The following is a 17,096-nucleotide window of genomic DNA, read 5'->3' on the forward strand; positions in this document are numbered from 1 at the left end:
CGCCGTCGCGGAAAGTGGGACCAACGCATGTCAACGGCACCGCTGTTGTCGGTCGTGATGCCGATCTACAACGAGCAGGAGGCGCTCCCGCTGACCGTCGAACGGCTGCGGCCGATCCTCGACGGGCTCGACGTGGCCTACGAGGTGGTCGGGGTGGACGACGGCAGCACCGACGTCACCCCGGTGCTGATGCAGAAGATCCGCCAGGACTGGCCGGAGTTCCGCATCGTCCGCTTCGCCCGCAACTCCGGGCACCAGGCCGCCCTCACCGCCGGCATCCACCGCGCCCACGGCGACTACGTGGTCTCCATCGACGCCGACCTCCAGGACCCGCCGGAGAAGATCCCCGAGATGCTGGAGCTCGCCCGCGAGCAGCACCTGGACATCGTCTACGGCGTGCGCGGCGACCGCGGCACCGACACCTTCTTCAAGCGGCACACCGCCGGCGGCTACTACTGGCTGATGCGCAAGCTGGTCGGCAAGCGGATGCCCAACCAGGCCGGCGACTTCCGGCTGCTCAGCCGGGCGGCGGTGGACGCGCTCAAGGCGATGCCCGAGCACCAGCCGGTCTACCGGCTGCTGGTGCCGTGGCTGGGCTTCCCCAGCGGCGAGGTGGTCTACGTGCGCGAGGAGCGGGTCGCGGGCAGCACCCACTACCCGCTCTCGAAGATGCTCCGGCTCGCGCTGGACAGCGTCACCAACTTCTCCGCCGCCCCGCTGCGGCTGGCCACCTGGCTGGGGCTGTTCAGCTTCCTGGTCTGCCTCCTGCTGGCGATCTACACCACGGTCGCGTACGCCGTCGGCTCCACCGTGCCCGGCTGGTCCTCGCTGTTCATAGGGATGCTCTTCATCGGCGCCGTGCAGCTGGTCTGCGTCGGCCTGCTCGGCGAGTACGTCGGCCGGATCTACTCGGCGGTCCAGGCCCGGCCCGCGTACTTCGTCGGCTACGACTCCGCCGAGGAGCAGGACCGGTACGGTACGGGCGCGTGAACGAGACCCTCTCCGCGGACCGGGGCGAGCGCGACGAGCCCGCCGGGGCGGCCCGGCCGGTCCGCCGGCAGCTGCCGTCCTTCCTGGTCATCGGGGTGCTGAGCACCCTCTTCTACCTGGCCCTGTTCGTCCTGCTGCGGCTGGTCGCCTCCTCGCAGGCGGCCAACCTGGTGGCCCTGGCGGTCAGCGCGGTGGCCAACACCGCGGCCAACCGCCGCTTCACCTTCGGCATCACCGGCTCGGACGGCGCGGTGCGCCACCAGCTCCAGGGCGCGGTCGCGTTCCTGATCGGGCTGGGCCTCAGCAGCGGCGCGCTGGCGCTGCTGGACGCGGCGCTGCCGCACGCCTCCCGGGTGGTCGAGGTGGCCGGGCTGGTGGCGGCCAACGGCCTCGCCACGGTGGCCCGGTTCGTGCTGCTCAAGCTGTGGGTCTTCCGGAGGCGCTGAGCCCGGCGCGCGGCCGGCGGCCGGTACGACGACGGAGGGGACGCGTGCCGCTGCACGCGTCCCCTCCGTGGGTCGGGCCCCGCCGTTACTGCTGCTTCAGCGAGTCCGTGTAGGCCTTGCAGGCCTGGTAGTCCGGCAGCAGGCCGGTGGCGAGCGCCTCCGCGAGGGTGGGCGCGACCGCGTCACGGGCCGAGAGCTGCGGGGCGTCGGTCGGCCACTCGATGCCGAGGTCCGGGTCCAGCGGGTGCACGCCGTGCTCGCCGGTCGGGTTGTACGTCGCCGAGCAGAGGTAGGTCAGCGTGGCGTCGTCGCTCAGGGCGCAGAAGCCGTGGCCGAGGCCCTCCGGGATGTAGACGGCCGTGCGCTCGGTGTCGTCCAGCCGGACGAACTCCCACTTGCCGAAGGACGGCGAGCCGACCCGCAGGTCGACGATGACGTCCAGCACCGCGCCGCGGGTGCAGGCCACGTACTTGGCCTGGCCGGGCGGGACGTCGGCGAAGTGGATGCCGCGGACGACGTCCTTGGCGGACAGCGACAGGTTGGCCTGGGCCAGGTCCAGCGGGTGGCCGACGACCTCGGCGAGGAGGTCGAAGCGGTACCACTCGGTGAAGTGGCCGCGGGCGTCGCCGTGCACCTGCGGGGTGATCTCGAAGGCGCCCTCGATGGAGAGCTCGCGGAACTTCACTTGGCGGCCGCCTCGTCGAGCAGGTCCACCAGGTACTGGCCGTAGCCGCTCTTCAGCAGCGGCTCGGCGAGCTCGCGCAGCTGGGCGTCGTCGATCAGCCCGGCCCGCCAGACGGCCTCCTCGATGCAGCCGATCTTGAAGCCCTGGCGCTCCTCGATGACCCGGACGAACTCCGAGGCCTGGACCATCGACACGAACGTGCCGGTGTCCAGCCAGGCGGTGCCGCGGTCGAGGGTCGTCACGTGCAGGTCGCCGGTGCGCAGGTAGGCGTCGTTGACGGCGGTGATCTCCAGCTCGCCGCGGGCGCTCGGCTCCAGGGTGCGGGCGATCTCGACGACCCGGTTGTCGTAGAAGTACAGGCCGGGGACGGCGTAGCGGGACTTGGGCTCGGTCGGCTTCTCCTCGATGGAGATGACCTGGCCGCTCTCGTCGAACTCGACCACGCCGTACGCGGTCGGGTCGGCCACGGGGTAGGCGAAGACCCGGCCGCCCTTGATGTCGGAGTGCTCGGTGAGCGAGGTGCCCAGGCCGGTGCCGTGGAAGATGTTGTCGCCGAGGATCAGGGCCACCGGCTCGTCGCCGATGAAGTCCGCGCCGAGCACGAAGGCCTGGGCGATGCCCTCGGGCTTCTCCTGGACGGCGTACTGCAGCTTCAGGCCGAACTGGGAACCGTCGCCCAGCAGCCGTTCGAACTGGTCCCGGTCGTTCGGGGTGGTGATGATCAGGATTTCGCTTATCCCGGCCATCACGAGGGTCGAGAGGGGGTAGTAGATCATCGGCTTGTCGAAGACCGGGAGGAGCTGCTTCGACACCGCACGGGTCAGGGGCCACAGCCGCGAGCCGGTGCCGCCGGCCAGGAGGATTCCACGCATGGGAGCACCCTATTCGAGATCGGTGAACGCGGGAGGGGCCGGGTCGGAGGGGCGTTCGGGCGGCGGTAGACTACGCGCATTATGCGCATCCTCGTGACCGGCGGCGCCGGGTTCATCGGTTCGGAGTTCGTCCGTCAGCTCCTCGGGGCTGACGAGAACGCCCGGATCACGGTCTTTGACAAGCTCACCTACTCGGGCGTCCTGGAGAACCTCGCCCCGGTGGCCGACCACAAGGGCTACACCTTCGTCCAGGGCGACATCTGCGACGCGGACGCCGTCGACCAGGTCATGCCGGGCCACGACGTGGTGGTGCACTTCGCCGCCGAGTCCCACGTGGACCGCTCGATCGCCGGCGCGGGCCCGTTCGTGCTGACCAACGTCGTCGGCACCCAGGTCCTGCTCGACGCCGCGCGCAAGCACGGCGTCGGCCGCTTCGTGCACATCTCCACCGACGAGGTGTACGGCTCGATCAGCGAGGGCTCCTGGACCGAGACCTGGCCGCTGGAGCCGAACTCCCCGTACTCGGCCTCCAAGGCCTCCTCCGACCTGCTGGCGCTGGCGTACCACCGCACCCACGGCATGGACGTCGTGGTGACCCGCTGCTCCAACAACTACGGGCACTACCAGTTCCCGGAGAAGGTCATCCCGCTGTTCACCACCAACCTGATCGACGGCAAGAAGGTGCCGCTGTACGGCGACGGTGGCAACGTCCGCGACTGGCTGCACGTCTCCGACCACTGCCGGGGCATCGAGCTGGTCATGCGCGGCGGCCGCGCGGGTGAGGTCTACAACATCGGCGGCGGCACCGAGGCCACCAACAAGGAGCTGACCGGCCTGCTGCTGGAGGCCGCCGGCGCGGGTTGGGACATGGTCGAGCACGTCGAGGACCGCAAGGGCCACGACCTCCGCTACTCGATCGACATCAGCAAGATCCGTGAGGAGCTCGGCTACGAGCCGCAGGTCCGCTTCGAGGACGGCCTCGCCGCGACCATCGCGTGGTACCGCGAGAACCGCGCCTGGTGGGAGCCGCTGAAGCAGAAGGCGGCCCTGGCCAAGTGACCGCGAACGCCGCCGCGCCCGTGCGCTGGCTGGTCACCGGCGCGGCCGGGATGCTCGGGCAGGACCTGCTCTCGGTGCTGGGCGCCGACGGGACCGCCGAGATCACCGCGCTGCGCCGGGCGGACCTCGACATCACCGACCCGGCGGCCGTCCAGGCCGCCGTCGAGGGCCACGACATCGTGGTCAACTGCGCCGCGTGGACGAACGTCGACGCCGCGGAGGCCGAGGAGGACGCCGCCACCGCCGTCAACGGCACCGGTGTGCGCCACCTGGCCGAGGCCTGCGCCAAGAGCGGCGCGCGGCTGCTGCACGTCTCCACCGACTACGTCCTGCCGGGCGACGCCACCGAGCCCTGCCCGGAGGACGCCCCGACCGCGCCGGTGAACGCGTACGGCCGCGGCAAGCTGGTGGGGGAGCGGGCGGTCGCCGAACTGCTCCCCGAGCACGGCTACGTCGTGCGCACCGCCTGGCTGTACGGCGAGCACGGCCCGAACTTCGTGGCCACCATGCTCAAGCTCGCCGCCCAGCGCGACACCCTGGACGTGGTGGACGACCAGCACGGCCAGCCGACCTGGTCGTACGCGCTGGCCGGCCGCCTGGTCGAGCTCGGCCGGGCCGCGCTCGCCGGGCAGGCCCCGGCCGGCGTCTACCACGGCACCGCGAGCGGCCGGACCACCTGGTGCGGACTGGCCCGCGAGACCTACGCGCTGAGCGGGCTGGACCCGGAGCGGATCCGCCCGACCACGTCGGAGGCCTTCGTCCGCCCGGCCGCCCGCCCCGCCTTCAGCGTGCTGGCCCACGACCGCTGGGCCGCCGCCGGGCTGGCGCCGCTGCCCGAGTGGCGGACCATGCTGGCCGAGGCCCTGGCCACGCCCGTCTTCGCCGAACTGGCCGCCACGGCCCGGACCACGGAGAGCGACAGACCTCAGTGAAGAACGCACTGACGAAGGTGGCTGCCGCGCTACCGCCGGGAACCCTGGCGGTGGCCGGCGGCACTGTCGTACTGGGTGCCGCCTCCTACATCCACCTCGGAGTGGCGGGCCACAGCCTGTCGGTCGACGACATGGCGAACGTCTCGCTGCTGTGGACGATCGTGATGTCGGTCGGCATCGGCGTCTTCTTCCCGATCGAGCAGGAGCTCACCCGGATCGTCTCGGCGCGCGCGGCGCTCGGCCACGGCGCCGCGCCGGTGCTGCGCCGGGCGACCCTGCTCACCGGCGGGATCCTCGCGGCGACCCTGGTCGCCCTCGGCGCCGCCTCCGGCCCGATCGCCCGGTCGATGTTCCACGGCGACCGCTCGCTGGTGCTGGCGCTCGGCGGGGCCTTCACCGGCATGGCCGTCTGCTACCTCACCCGCGGTGTGCTGGCCGGCCTCGGCCGCTTCGGCGCGTATGGCACCCAGCTCGGCCTGGACGGCGGCCTGCGGATCGGCCTGGCCTTCGCCTTCGCCGTGGCCGGTGTGCACTCGGCGCTCGCGTTCAGCCTGATCCTGGCCGTCGCGCCGATCATCGCCACGATCGTCACGCTGCCGCCGCTGCTGCGCGCGGTGAAGCCCGGCGAGCAGGTCGGCTGGTCCGAACTCTGCTCCGGGCTCGGCCTGCTGATCTGCTCGACGCTGCTCTCCCAGGTCGTGGTGAACGCGGCCGTGGTGAGCACCAAGCTGCTCGCGCCCTCCGACTCCGCGCTGATCGCCGCCCTGCTCAACGCGCTGGTGCTGGCCCGGGTGCCGCTGTTCGTCTTCGGCTCGCTCCAGGCCTCGCTGCTGAACGGCCTCTCCGCCGCGATCGCGGTCGGGGACCGGGCCGCCTTCACCGGGATGCTCAAGAAGATCGGCGCCGTGGTCGGCGGACTCGGCGTGCTCGGCGGCATCCCGGCGGTCGCCCTCGGCCCCTGGCTGATCCAGGTGCTGTTCGGCGCCAAGCCGGTGCTCGGCTGCCTCGACTTCTTCTGGATGTCCGCCGGAACCGTGGCGTACATGTTCGCGATGGTGCTCGGCCAGGCGCTGATGGTATTCAAGCGGCACAACCTTCAGCTGCTCTGCTGGGCGGTCGGCACGGCGGTCCTCGCCGCGATCACCTTCATGCCGGGCGACGTGTCCACCCGCGTGGTCGTTGCGTACACGGCGGGTTCCGTGGCCACCGTCCTCGGTATGCTGGCGGTCCTGAGGCAGAGTTTCGCCCGTTCGGCGACGAACTCCGCCGGCCTCGTCCAGCAGTCGGGGGACCCGAACGCCGCGGTGTTGAGCAGCCGGACGGCCGGTGACTGACCGTGTCCGCCCCTCATCTTCAGATCGCCGCGCAGCAGCGCGGGCCAGACCCCATTCATGGAGCCTCCGTGTCCCAGTACGACGATGTTTGGCTGGTGATCCCGGCCTACAACGAGGGCCAGGTGATCGCCGACGTTGTGGAGGGGGCGCGAAAGACGTTCCCGAACATCGTGGTCGTCGATGACGGCAGCGGCGACGACTCGGCCAAGCACATCATGGAGACGGGCGCGCACCTGGTGCGCCACCCGGTCAACCTCGGCCAGGGTGCCGCCCTCCAGACCGGCCTCGCCTACGCCCTGGCCCAGCCGGGCGCCAAGTACTTCGCCACCTTCGACGCGGACGGCCAGCACCAGACCGCCGACGTCGAGAAGATGGTCGCCCTGCTGCGGGAGGGCGACACGGACGTCGTCCTCGGCTCGCGCTTCATCGAGCAGAACGGGCAGGTGCCGTGGATCAAGCGGGTCGTCCTGCGCACCGCGGCGACCGTCAGCCCGACCGCTCGCAAGCTCAAGCTGACCGACGCCCACAACGGTCTGCGCGTGCTGAACCGCGAGGCCGCCGGCCGGCTGCGGATCACCATGAACGGCATGGCGCACGCGTCGGAGATCGTCAGCTTCCTCGCCGGCTCGGACCTCCGGGTCGCCGAACTCCCGGTGGACATCCTGTACACCGACTACTCACGCGCCAAGGGTCAGTCCCTGATCAACGGCGTCAACATCATCTTCGACATCTCGCTGCGGGAGCGTAGCCGCCGATGAAATTCTTCTGGATCCAGCTGGTTCTCATTCTCGGCTCGGTCACTCTCGCCTTCATGTTCATCCGGCGTTGGGACCGTGCCAACACCCGCGCCTGGAAGCGCATCGCGTTCTCGGTCTTCGTGGTCGTGAACATCTACGCGGTGCTGCGTCCCACCGACGTGACCTGGCTGGCCCACCAGCTCGGCGTCGGCCGCGGCACCGACCTGGTGCTGTACGGGATGGTGCTGGGGATGGGCTTCCTGACCCTGAACACCTTCCTGCGCTTCCGCTCGCTGGAGAAGAAGCTCACCGACCTGGCGCGGACCGTGGCGATCAACGAGGGCGCCCGCCTGAACGAGGAGCGCTTCGACCTGGACCTGCCGGTCTCGGCGCCGGTCGACCGCAGCAAGGCCTGATCCCGTGGCGACCTTCGAGTTCATGCTGCCGTACTACGGCGACGTGGCGCTGATGCAGGCCGCGGTGCGGAGCATCCTCGCGCAGACCGACCGGGACTTCCGGCTGACCGTCATAGACGACGGCAAGGAGCCGGACGTCCCGGGCTGGTTCGCCTCGCTCGGCGACGACCGGGTGAGCTACCTGCGCAATGAGCGGAACCTCGGCATCACCAAGAACTTCCAGAAGTGCGTGGAGCTGTCCACGGCCGACCACGTGGTCATCATGGGCTGCGACGACCTGCTGCACCCGCACTACCTGGAGACCGTCCGGGCGATCGTCAAGGACAACCCGGACCTGGGCATGGTGCAGCCGGGCGTCGAGGTCATCGACGGCAACGGCGAGGTCAGCCGCTCCGGCCTGGCGGACAACGTCAAGGAGAAGATCTACGCGCCGACCGTCAAGGGCCGGCGGCTGATGGGCGGCGAGGAGCTGGCCGCGAGCGTGCTGCGCGGCAACTGGCTCTACTTCCCGTCGATCTGCTGGCGGGGCGAGGCGCTGCGCGCGGTCAACTTCCGCGACGAGTACTCGGTGATCCAGGACCTGGCCCTGGTCGTCGACCTGCTGGAGCGCGGCGAGCAGATGCTGGTGGACAACACCACCGTCGTCTTCCAGTACCGGCGGCACGCCGTCAGCGAGTCCTCGGTGCAGGCCTTCTCCGGCACCCGGTTCACCGAGGCGGAGCGGTACTTCAACGCGGTGGCGGAGCGGATGGACGCCCGCGGCTGGCCGAAGGCCGCCCGTGCGGCCCGGTTCCGCAGCGCCTCCCGCCTGCACGCGCTGACCATGCTGCCGGGCGCCCTGAAGCGCGGCGAGCGGGCCGGCGCCAAGGTGCTGGTCCGCCACGCGCTGACCGGCGGCGACCGGCACTGACCGCTCGCACCCACTGGTACGGCACTGGGCCGGTAGTCCGAGTTCGGACTACCGGCCCAGTGGCGTTCGCGGGCGGCCCGCCGGGGGCTACTCGCCGAAGCCGGAGGGGCCCAGCGGGTCGGGCTGCCGGGGCGGGTACGGGTTGACCTTCGGGCACATCAGCTTCCCGGGGTCGGGCAGCGGCACGAGCAGGTCGCTGATGTCCCGCGGCTGCTTGCACTGGCCGTTGGGCGCGTAGCGCGAGCAGTGCCCCTTGGTGTCGGCGGTGCTCTGCGCGATCCAGGCCAGCGCGCCGGGGCCCCAGTGCGGGTCCGGCATGTACTTGCTGGCGGTGGCGGAGCCGGCCATGCCGAAGAGCAGGCCCAGCGCGCAGATGGCGCCGACGGCCACACCGCGCGGGTTGAGGCGCAGCGGCAGCCGGCGGCCGGTGTCCTCGGCCGACTCGGCGGCGGGGGCCGCGGTGGGGCCCTGGCGGCGGCGGACGACCAGGTAGCACGCCAGGCCGACGAGGACCAGCAGGCAGTAGAGCAGCTGGGCGCTGGTGCGCGGGTAGAGCATGACGGCCTGGTCGCGCTCCATGTGGGAGGCGTACCAGTAGCGCATCAGCAGGGCGCTCGCGGTGCAGGCGGCGGCGGTCAGGACGGTGGTCCGGCCGATCCCGAGGGCCAGCGCCACGCCCAGGCCGACCAGCAGCAGGATCGTGAAGAGGCCGACTCCGCCGATCTCGCCGGGGACCGGCCAGGTGCTCTGGCCGTCGGTGCCGGGGAGGTCGTCGCGCCACATCGCGAAGTAGGTCGGCTCGGTGTAGGTGTCGAAGTAGCAGTACCGGTCGATGGTGCTGCCCGCGGAGCCGAGCAGCCGGACCAGGTAGACGCCGGAGACGAGCAGGAAGACGCCGCCGGCGGCGCCGATCGCGCACAGGCCGTTGAGCAGGCCGCGGGTGCCGCCGGTCCGGCGGGCGCGCAGCAGCAGCACCACGGTGAGCACCACCACTCCGGCCGCGGACCACACGAACCAGCCGGAGTAGAGGAGGAACAGCAGCCCGATCCCGAGGCCGAGCACGGCGCCGCGGACGGCCGCGGTGCGGCGCGGGAGCTCCGGGGCGCGCTGGAGGAGCTGCATCAGCTTCGCCAGCACGGGGAGGAAGGCGACGAGCACGAAGGTGGTGTACGGCTTGTACGGCTGCGCCATCGGCAGGGCGGCGGTGACGCCGATCCCGAGCGCCCAGAGCGGGGGCAGCAGCAGGCGCCAGGACAGGTAGGCGAGCGGGCCGAGCATCGCGACGAACAGCAGGTCGACGAGCTTGAGCGCGTAGCCGACCTGCCCGTGGGTGACGTGCTCGGCGACGAAGGCGACGATGTGCGGGAACAGCGGCGGGTAGGCGCCGTCGAGGGACTTGCCGTCCATCAGGGCGCCGACCCAGGCCTGGAGGCTGCCGGAGTCGCCCTGCTGGGCGTACAGCGGCCAGTTGGTGTCGCGCAGCGCGAGCGAGATGCCGGCGGCCAGGACGCCGGAGGACAGGCCGGCGACCGCGGCGGCGGCGAACCGCACCGGGAGGTCCGCCCAGCGGCGCATCGCCGGCACCAGGACCAGGACGACGACGCCGATCAGCAGCAGGAGCCGGAGCTGGAGCGCGGCGAGGCCGCTGACCTGGCCGACCCTCGACATGGGGTTCAGCCGGACGGACCAGGCCAGCCCGGTCATCAGCAGCGCCGCCGTGGCCGCGGTCAGGATCTCCGCGGTCCAGAGGACGGCGGGGAGGCGAAGAGCGGCGGCCCGTCTCCTCTGACTGGGCGGTATGCCCTGATGCCTGCCCTCGGCGGGGGCGGGCTGGACGCTCGTCGTCACTGTTCGGTCCTTCTGCTCTCCCGCAGCGGTTCGGATGCGGGGGCGGTGTGTGGTTTCGGTGGCCGGACACCGCGATTCTGCCAGCACCTCGGTCGGGGGATCCGCACGGGCCGAACCACCGTTCCCGTACGGGCCGTTGTCGTCAACGGGGGAGGCGCGCGTTGGCTCCGGCCGATCACCGCGTGGCACACTGCCGATGCGCTTCGACGAGTGGTGGGAACCGTGGCGCGCCGTCCGGAGCCGGCCATGACGAGATCGTCAACTCATACAAGTAGGGAAGTGTCTCGGTGCAGCCGCTGATCGACTCTGCCCACACGTCCGACGGGCCGGGCCGGGGTGAGGAAGGCGGCGGGAGCGCGCCCGCCACCCGGGCCCTGGCCGTGCCGCCCCGGCTGCGGGCGCTGGCCGCCCACCGCTGGTTCTGGGCGGTGGTCCTGCTGCTCGGGTACGGCGGCCAGGTGGCGTTCCGCCTGGTGCTGTCGATCCACAACTACTTCCCGTCGGTGCACGCCGACGAGGACTCCTACCTGGTGATCGCGCGGGTGCTGGCCGGGCGGCCGACCACCGAGATGCCGGTCGGCGTGGTGATCCCCGGCGGGTACCCGCTGCTGATCTCGCCGGCGCTGCGGATCGCCGACACCCCGGCCGCCGCGTACCACCTGATCATGGGCATCAACGCGCTGCTCAACGCGCTGGTGTTCCCGCTCGCCGTGGCGGCGGCGCGCCGGGTGGGCCTGTCCCGGCCGCACGCGTACCTGGTGGGCGCCGCCGTGGCGCTGGTGCCGCCGGTGGTCTTCTACTCCCAGTTCGTGATGTCGGACACCGTGCTGCCGGTGATCCTGCTGGCCTGGCTGCTCGCGATGCACGGCTGGCTCTCGCCCGGCCCGACGCGCCGCCGCGCGCTGTACGCGGCCGGGACGGGCCTGGCGGCCGGCTTCTCGATGGCCACCCACGACCGCGGCGGCGTGGTCGTGGCGCTGACCGCGCTGGTCCTGGTGGTGGTGCTGGCGCTCGGCTGGGCGCCGCGGCTCGCCTCGCTGGCCGGCGTCGGCGGGCTCGGGCTGTCGTACCTGGGCGCGAAGCTGCTGGCGCGCTTCGTCGAGAACCAGTTCAAGGACGTGCCGCCGAGCACCGTCGGCAACAAGGTCTTCGAGAACCTCGGGGACAGCAAGTACATCGGCACGATCATCGCCCGCACCTTCGGGCAGCTCTGGTACTTCATGACCTCCACGTACGGCTTCGGGGCGGTCGCCCTGGTGCTGTGCGTGGTGGTCGTCTTCCGGCGCCGGTACACGGTGGCCGAGCGGGTGGTGGCCTTCACCATGGTGGCCCTGCTGTTCGGCACCGCGCTGGCCTCGGCGGCCGGGCTGGCGGACAACGACCGGACCGACAACTGGGTGTACGCCCGGTACTGCGCGGTGCTGGTGCCGATGTTCATGGTGGTGGGCCTGGCCGCGCTGTGGCGGGCCGGGGTCCGCGCGCTGCTGTGGACGGCGCTGGCCGGCGTGGCGGCGATCGGGATCATCCAGCTGTCGGTCGGCGCGTACGCGGGTGCCGCGCTCAAGCTCTGGGTCAGTCCGTGGACGGTGCCGGACGCGATGTTCCTGGCCTCGACCTGGGACGACCTGCACATGGTCCGGACGAGCTTCGGCGCGCTGGCGGTGCTGGGCGCCTGCCTGCTGCTGCGGGTGGCCGGCGGGCGCCGGGTGGTGGCCGCGGTGGTGGGCTGCGTGACGCTGTTCGCCGCCTACGCGACGGTCGCCGTCACCGACAACGTCTCCGAGCCGCACGCCAAGGCCCGCAAGTACCAGGCGGTGGGCGTGGCCAAGGAGGCGGGCCTGCGCAAGGGCGACAACGTCGTCCTGGACATGGACCTCGACTGGGACACCCGGATGTCGATGGCCTACGAGGTCTACTGGGGCCGGGTCTGGTCGGACGACCTGAAGGACGGCTCCGCCCCGCCGGAGGCGGCCACCGCGTACCTGGCCGGCTGGAGCAAGGGCGACCTGCCGCAGACCAGCTGGCCGGACGCGCGGCCCGGCTGGCACGTCGCGAAGTTCAACAAGGACCGGGGCTGGGTGCTCTGGCGCAAGGACTGAGCGGGGACGTCACCCCATCGGGGCCGGTGAGGAGCGCCTCACCGGCCCCGATTGGCATCCGGGCTGCTCCATGTGGCAGTATGTCCAAGTTGCTCGGTTGAGTGCCGATGCTGCGCGCCTCCCGCCGGGAGGACCGGAAGCGAGTCCCATGTACTCGTCGTTCCCGTGATGGCCGTCAAGCGTGAGTTCTACGCCACGGCAGCTGCGGGGCGAAAGTACGGGAATCTTCCGGGAAGCGTGTGCGGGGCCTCGACCCGGCACCCCTCACCCCGAAAGTTTTAAACCGACGAATTACTTCGCCGGTTTTTTGCAAGCGCGAGTGCGACACGCCCGAGCGCGGGGGTCGGAGGGGGAGTCGCGAAGTGACTAAGGACAAAGGACTACTGAGTAGCCATGGCGGGACAGAAGATCCGCATCCGGCTCAAGGCCTACGACCACGAGGTCATCGACTCCTCGGCGAAGAAGATCGTCGAGACGGTGATTCGTACTGGTGCGCAGGTCGCGGGCCCGGTGCCGCTGCCCACTGAGAAGAACGTGTACTGCGTCATCCGCTCGCCGCACAAGTACAAGGACTCGCGCGAGCACTTCGAGATGCGTACTCACAAGCGTCTGATCGACATCCTCGACCCCACGCCGAAGACGGTTGACTCGCTCATGCGTCTCGACCTGCCGGCTGGCGTCGACATCGAGATCAAGCTCTGAGAGGCGCACCGAAGATGGCTAAGCAGATTAAGGGCATCCTGGGCGAGAAGCTCGGCATGACCCAGGTCTGGGACGAGAACAACCGGGTCGTCCCGGTGACCGTCGTCAAGGCTGGGCCCAATGTCGTGACCCAGGTCCACACCGCCGACAGCCCGGCCGGCTACGACGCCGTCCAGATCGGCTTCGGCGAGATCGACCCCCGCAAGGTGAACAAGCCCCTCGCGGGCCACTTCGCCAAGGCCGGTGTCACCCCGCGCCGCCACCTGGTCGAGCTCCGTACCTCGGACGCCTCCGAGTACACCCTGGGCCAGGAGATCACCGCCGAGCTGTTCGAGGCGGGTGTCAAGGTCGACGTGACCGGCACCTCCAAGGGCAAGGGCTTCGCCGGTGTCATGAAGCGCCACAACTTCCGGGGCCTCGGCGCCGGTCACGGTGTGCAGCGCAAGCACCGCTCGCCCGGCTCGATCGGTGGCTGCGCCACCCCGGGTCGCGTGTTCAAGGGCGTACGGATGGCCGGCCGGATGGGCCACGAGCGTGTGACCACCCAGAACCTGACCATCCATGCCGTTGACGCGGAGAAGGGGCTGCTCCTGATCAAGGGCGCAATCCCGGGCCCGAACGGCGGCCTCGTCCTCGTCCGCACCGCGGCGAAGGGGCTGTGAGGATATGAGCACCATTGACATCCTGTCGCCCTCGGGCGACAAGACCGGCAGCCTCGAGCTTCCGGCCGAGATCTTCGACGCGAAGGTCAGCGTTCCGCTGATGCACCAGGTCGTCGTGGCGCAGCTCGCTGCGGCCCGTCAGGGCACCCACAAGACCAAGACTCGTGGCGAGGTCCGCGGTGGCGGCAAGAAGCCGTACCGCCAGAAGGGCACCGGCCGCGCCCGTCAGGGCTCGACCCGTGCGCCGCAGTTCGCCGGCGGTGGCGTCGTGCACGGTCCCGTGCCGCGCGACTACTCGCAGCGGACCCCGAAGAAGATGATCGCCGCCGCTCTGCGCGGTGCGCTCACCGACCGGGCCCGCCACAACCGCATCCACGTCGTCACCGACGTGGTCGCGGCCGAGGTGCCGTCGACCAAGGCCGCCAAGAGCCTGTTCGGCAAGATCACCGAGCGCAAGAACGTCCTCCTGGTCGTCGAGCGCGAGGACGAGCTGGGCCTGAAGTCCGCTCGCAACCTGCCGCACGTGCACATCCTGGACGCCGGTCAGCTGAACACCTACGACGTGCTCGTCTCCGACGATGTGGTCTTCACCCAGGCCGCCTTCGAGCGTTTCGTGGCCGGTCCGGCCGCGTCCGCCAAGGCCGTTGCCGCTGAGGGCGAGCTCGAAGGGAGCGCCGCCTGATGAGCGACGTTACGAGCAAGACGTTCACGGACCCCCGTGACGTCCTGGTGAAGCCGGTCATCTCCGAGAAGAGCTACAGCCTTCTCGACGAGAACAAGTACACGTTCATCGTGTCGCCGGGCGCCAACAAGACCCAGATCAAGCAGGCCGTCGAGGCGGTCTTCTCGGTCAAGGTCGAGGCTGTCAACACGATCAACCGTCAGGGCAAGCGCAAGCGCTCCAAGACGGGCTTTGGCAAGCGCAAGGACACCAAGCGCGCCATCGTGACGCTGGCCGAGGGCAACCGCATCGACATCTTCGGTGGTCCGGTCTCCTAACGGAGATCGTGATCGTCGATAAGGACGAGGACGAGAGAGCCAAATGGGCATCCGCAAGTACAAGCCGACTACGCCGGGCCGTCGTGGCTCCAGCGTGGCCGACTTCGTAGAGATCACGCGGTCCACCCCGGAGAAGTCGCTGGTTCGCCCCCTGCACAGCAAGGGCGGCCGTAACAACGCCGGTCGGATCACCGTTCGCCACCAGGGTGGCGGTCACAAGCGCGCCTACCGCGTGATCGACTTCCGTCGTCACGACAAGGACGGCGTGCCGGCGAAGGTCGCGCACATCGAGTACGACCCGAACCGCACCGCGCGCATCGCGCTGCTGCACTACGCGGACGGCGAGAAGCGCTACATCATCGCGCCGCGCGGCATCACGCAGGGCGACCGGATCGAGAACGGCGCTGGCGCCGACATCAAGCCGGGCAACAACCTGCCGCTGCGCAACATCCCGGTCGGTACCACCATCCACGCGGTGGAGCTGCGTCCCGGCGGCGGTGCCAAGCTGGCCCGCTCGGCCGGCTCCGGCATCCAGCTGCTGGCGCGTGAGGGCAAGATGGCGCACCTGCGCATGCCCTCGGGCGAGATCCGCCTGGTCGACGCGCGCTGCCGCGCCACCGTCGGCGAGGTCGGCAACGCCGAGCAGTCGAACATCAACTGGGGCAAGGCCGGCCGCATGCGCTGGAAGGGCGTTCGCCCGACCGTGCGTGGTGTCGCCATGAACCCGATCGACCACCCGCACGGTGGTGGTGAGGGTAAGACCTCTGGTGGTCGCCACCCGGTCTCGCCGTGGGGCCAGAAGGAGGGTCGTACCCGTCGCCCGAAGAAGGCGTCGGACGCTCTCATCGTGCGCCGCCGCAAGACCAACAAGAAGCGCTAGGAGCAGGTCAGATGCCGCGCAGTCTCAAGAAGGGCCCCTTCATCGACGGCCACCTTCTCAAGAAGGTGGACGCGCAGAACGAGGCGGGTACCCAGAACGTCATCAAGACCTGGTCCCGCCGCTCCGTGATCTTCCCGGCCATGCTCGGCCACACGATCGCGGTTCACGATGGTCGCAAGCACGTCCCGGTGTTCGTCACCGAGTCGATGGTCGGCCACAAGCTGGGCGAGTTCGCTCCGACCCGCACCTTCCGCGGCCACGTCAAGGACGACCGCAAGTCGAAGCGTCGCTAGTCGCCTGAGCTTCACCGCCAGAACGACTCAATGACTTACTCCATTAAGGGGACAACCATGGAAGCCAGGGCCCAGGCGCGGTACATCCGCGTCACGCCCATGAAGGCCCGCCGCGTGGTGGACCTCATCCGTGGCCTGCCGGCCACGGAGGCCCAGGCCGTCCTGCGTTTCGCTCCGCAGGCCGCCACCGTGCCGGTCGGCAAGGTGCTCGACAGCGCCATTGCCAACGCCGCGCACAACTACAACCACTCCAACGTGGACGACCTCGTCATCAGCGAGGCGTACGTTGACGAGGGTCCGACCCTGAAGCGGTTCCGCCCGCGTGCCCAGGGCCGCGCCTACCGGATCCGCAAGCGGACCAGCCACATCACCGTGGTCGTCAGCAGCAAGGAAGGGACCCGGTAATGGGCCAGAAGGTTAACCCGCACGGGTTCCGCCTCGGCATCAGCACGGACTTCAAGTCCCGCTGGTACGCCGACAAGCTGTACAAGGACTACGTCAAGGAAGACGTTGCCATTCGTCGCATGATGACGAAGGGCATGGAGCGCGCCGGCATCTCGAAGGTTGAGATCGAGCGCACCCGCGACCGCGTCCGCGTCGACATCCACACCGCCCGCCCCGGCATCGTCATCGGTCGCCGTGGCACCGAGGCCGACCGCATCCGCGGCGACCTCGAGAAGCTGACCGGCAAGCAGGTCCAGCTGAACATCCTCGAGGTCAAGAACCCCGAGCTGGACGCCCAGCTCGTGGCTCAGGGCGTCGCGGAGCAGCTGTCCTCCCGCGTCTCCTTCCGCCGTGCCATGCGCAAGTCGATGCAGGGCACCATGAAGTCCGGCGCCAAGGGCATCAAGGTCCAGTGCTCCGGTCGTCTCGGCGGCGCCGAGATGAGCCGGTCGGAGTTCTACCGCGAGGGTCGTGTGCCGCTGCACACCCTGCGTGCGAACGTCGACTACGGCTTCTTCGAGGCCAAGACCACCTTCGGCCGCATCGGCGTGAAGGTCTGGATCTACAAGGGCGACGTCAAGAACATCGCCGAGGTCCGCGCTGAGAACGCCGCTGCCCGCTCGGGCAACCGCCCGGCCCGTCCCGAGGGTGGTCGTCCCGCCCGCGGTGGCGACCGCCGTGGTGGCGAGCGCGGTGGCCGTGGCCGTCGTCCCGCCGCTGCCGAGGCCCCCGCGGCCCCGGCCGCTGAGGCGCCGGCTGCCGAGAACACCGGAACGGAGGCCTGACTC

At 70.4% G+C, this 17,096-nt stretch carries 20 protein-coding genes; 17 read left to right on the forward strand and 3 right to left on the reverse strand.

All coding sequences use genetic code 11. The features are described 5' to 3' along the window. Positions 1-27: 27 nt before the first annotated feature. Together ACWDD9_RS15100 and ACWDD9_RS15105 are read left to right on the forward strand one after the other, a co-directional pair. On the forward strand, positions 28-990 hold the full coding sequence (locus tag ACWDD9_RS15100; RefSeq protein WP_049649032.1) for a glycosyltransferase family 2 protein: 963 nt from the start codon (positions 28-30) through the stop codon (positions 988-990). Beyond that, positions 987-1,436: a GtrA family protein gene (locus ACWDD9_RS15105; protein WP_053111918.1), complete on the forward strand. Its 450-nt coding sequence runs from the start codon at positions 987-989 to the stop codon at positions 1,434-1,436. The genes ACWDD9_RS15100 and ACWDD9_RS15105 overlap by 4 nt, the downstream gene beginning before the upstream one ends. Positions 1,437-1,521: 85 nt before the next feature. On the opposite strand, the gene rfbC is transcribed toward ACWDD9_RS15105, so the two are convergent. Both rfbC and rfbA read right to left on the reverse strand, forming a co-directional pair. After that, a complete protein-coding gene (rfbC, locus tag ACWDD9_RS15110; protein ID WP_049649033.1) occupies positions 1,522-2,121 on the reverse strand; it encodes a dTDP-4-dehydrorhamnose 3,5-epimerase in 600 nt (199 codons plus the stop codon). Then, positions 2,118-2,993, reverse strand: coding sequence for a glucose-1-phosphate thymidylyltransferase RfbA (gene rfbA, locus ACWDD9_RS15115; protein WP_049649034.1), 876 nt, complete (start codon positions 2,991-2,993; stop codon positions 2,118-2,120). The genes rfbC and rfbA overlap by 4 nt, the downstream gene beginning before the upstream one ends. Before the next feature lie 81 nt (positions 2,994-3,074). Here rfbA and rfbB point away from each other — a divergent pair, with 81 nt between their 5' ends. The 6 genes from rfbB (at position 3,075) to ACWDD9_RS15145 (ending at position 8,381) form a co-directional block, all read left to right on the forward strand. Beyond that, positions 3,075-4,052: a dTDP-glucose 4,6-dehydratase gene (gene rfbB, locus ACWDD9_RS15120; RefSeq protein WP_117488227.1), complete on the forward strand. Its 978-nt coding sequence runs from the start codon at positions 3,075-3,077 to the stop codon at positions 4,050-4,052. Continuing rightward, on the forward strand, positions 4,049-4,984 hold the full coding sequence (rfbD, locus tag ACWDD9_RS15125) for a dTDP-4-dehydrorhamnose reductase (RefSeq protein ID WP_074003961.1): 936 nt from the start codon (positions 4,049-4,051) through the stop codon (positions 4,982-4,984). The genes rfbB and rfbD overlap by 4 nt, the downstream gene beginning before the upstream one ends. Positions 4,985-5,034: 50 nt before the next feature. Further along, complete coding sequence (locus ACWDD9_RS15130) at positions 5,035-6,318, forward strand: lipopolysaccharide biosynthesis protein (protein WP_449811785.1); 1,284 nt, start codon at positions 5,035-5,037, stop codon at positions 6,316-6,318. 68 nt (positions 6,319-6,386) lie between these two features. After that, positions 6,387-7,076, forward strand: coding sequence for a glycosyltransferase family 2 protein (locus tag ACWDD9_RS15135; protein ID WP_049649036.1), 690 nt, complete (start codon positions 6,387-6,389; stop codon positions 7,074-7,076). Beyond that, positions 7,073-7,471: a DUF2304 domain-containing protein gene (locus tag ACWDD9_RS15140; RefSeq protein WP_049649037.1), complete on the forward strand. Its 399-nt coding sequence runs from the start codon at positions 7,073-7,075 to the stop codon at positions 7,469-7,471. Before ACWDD9_RS15135 ends, ACWDD9_RS15140 begins: the two co-directional genes overlap by 4 nt. Before the next feature lie 4 nt (positions 7,472-7,475). Then, entirely contained in the window at positions 7,476-8,381 is a 906-nt protein-coding gene (locus ACWDD9_RS15145; protein WP_198959420.1) for a glycosyltransferase family 2 protein, read from the forward strand. Between the two features lie 87 nt (positions 8,382-8,468). Here the strand turns inward: ACWDD9_RS15145 and ACWDD9_RS15150 are convergent, their stop codons facing one another. Continuing rightward, a complete protein-coding gene (locus tag ACWDD9_RS15150; protein WP_449811786.1) occupies positions 8,469-10,229 on the reverse strand; it encodes a hypothetical protein in 1,761 nt (586 codons plus the stop codon). Between the two features lie 287 nt (positions 10,230-10,516). Between ACWDD9_RS15150 and ACWDD9_RS15155 the strand changes: the two genes are divergently transcribed. The 9 genes from ACWDD9_RS15155 to rpsC all read left to right on the forward strand — a co-directional run bounded on the left by ACWDD9_RS15155 (position 10,517) and on the right by rpsC (position 17,093). Then, positions 10,517-12,328, forward strand: coding sequence for a hypothetical protein (locus ACWDD9_RS15155; protein WP_449811787.1), 1,812 nt, complete (start codon positions 10,517-10,519; stop codon positions 12,326-12,328). Positions 12,329-12,721: 393 nt separating this feature from the next. Continuing rightward, entirely contained in the window at positions 12,722-13,030 is a 309-nt protein-coding gene (rpsJ, locus tag ACWDD9_RS15160) for a 30S ribosomal protein S10 (RefSeq protein WP_012785157.1), read from the forward strand. A 14-nt stretch (positions 13,031-13,044) separates the two neighbouring features. Next, a complete protein-coding gene (gene rplC / locus ACWDD9_RS15165) occupies positions 13,045-13,692 on the forward strand; it encodes a 50S ribosomal protein L3 (protein ID WP_030055817.1) in 648 nt (215 codons plus the stop codon). A gap of 4 nt (positions 13,693-13,696) precedes the next feature. Beyond that, entirely contained in the window at positions 13,697-14,374 is a 678-nt protein-coding gene (gene rplD / locus ACWDD9_RS15170) for a 50S ribosomal protein L4 (protein WP_049649040.1), read from the forward strand. Next, the gene (gene rplW / locus ACWDD9_RS15175) at positions 14,374-14,691 is read left to right on the forward strand and encodes a 50S ribosomal protein L23 (protein ID WP_030280768.1); all 318 of its coding nucleotides are present in this window, start codon (positions 14,374-14,376) and stop codon (positions 14,689-14,691) included. The genes rplD and rplW overlap by 1 nt, the downstream gene beginning before the upstream one ends. Positions 14,692-14,734: 43 nt before the next feature. Beyond that, positions 14,735-15,571: a 50S ribosomal protein L2 gene (gene rplB, locus ACWDD9_RS15180; RefSeq protein WP_030393297.1), complete on the forward strand. Its 837-nt coding sequence runs from the start codon at positions 14,735-14,737 to the stop codon at positions 15,569-15,571. 11 nt (positions 15,572-15,582) lie between these two features. Further along, positions 15,583-15,864 carry a 30S ribosomal protein S19 gene (gene rpsS, locus ACWDD9_RS15185; protein ID WP_030055821.1) on the forward strand — a complete coding sequence of 94 codons (282 nt, stop codon included), beginning with the start codon at positions 15,583-15,585 and terminating at the stop codon, positions 15,862-15,864. A 57-nt stretch (positions 15,865-15,921) separates the two neighbouring features. Beyond that, positions 15,922-16,269, forward strand: coding sequence for a 50S ribosomal protein L22 (gene rplV / locus ACWDD9_RS15190; protein WP_030055822.1), 348 nt, complete (start codon positions 15,922-15,924; stop codon positions 16,267-16,269). Next, the gene (rpsC, locus tag ACWDD9_RS15195; RefSeq protein ID WP_049649041.1) at positions 16,269-17,093 is read left to right on the forward strand and encodes a 30S ribosomal protein S3; all 825 of its coding nucleotides are present in this window, start codon (positions 16,269-16,271) and stop codon (positions 17,091-17,093) included. Before rplV ends, rpsC begins: the two co-directional genes overlap by 1 nt. Positions 17,094-17,096 lie beyond the last annotated feature (3 nt).

The organism is Kitasatospora sp. NPDC001119, from assembly GCF_053598475.1.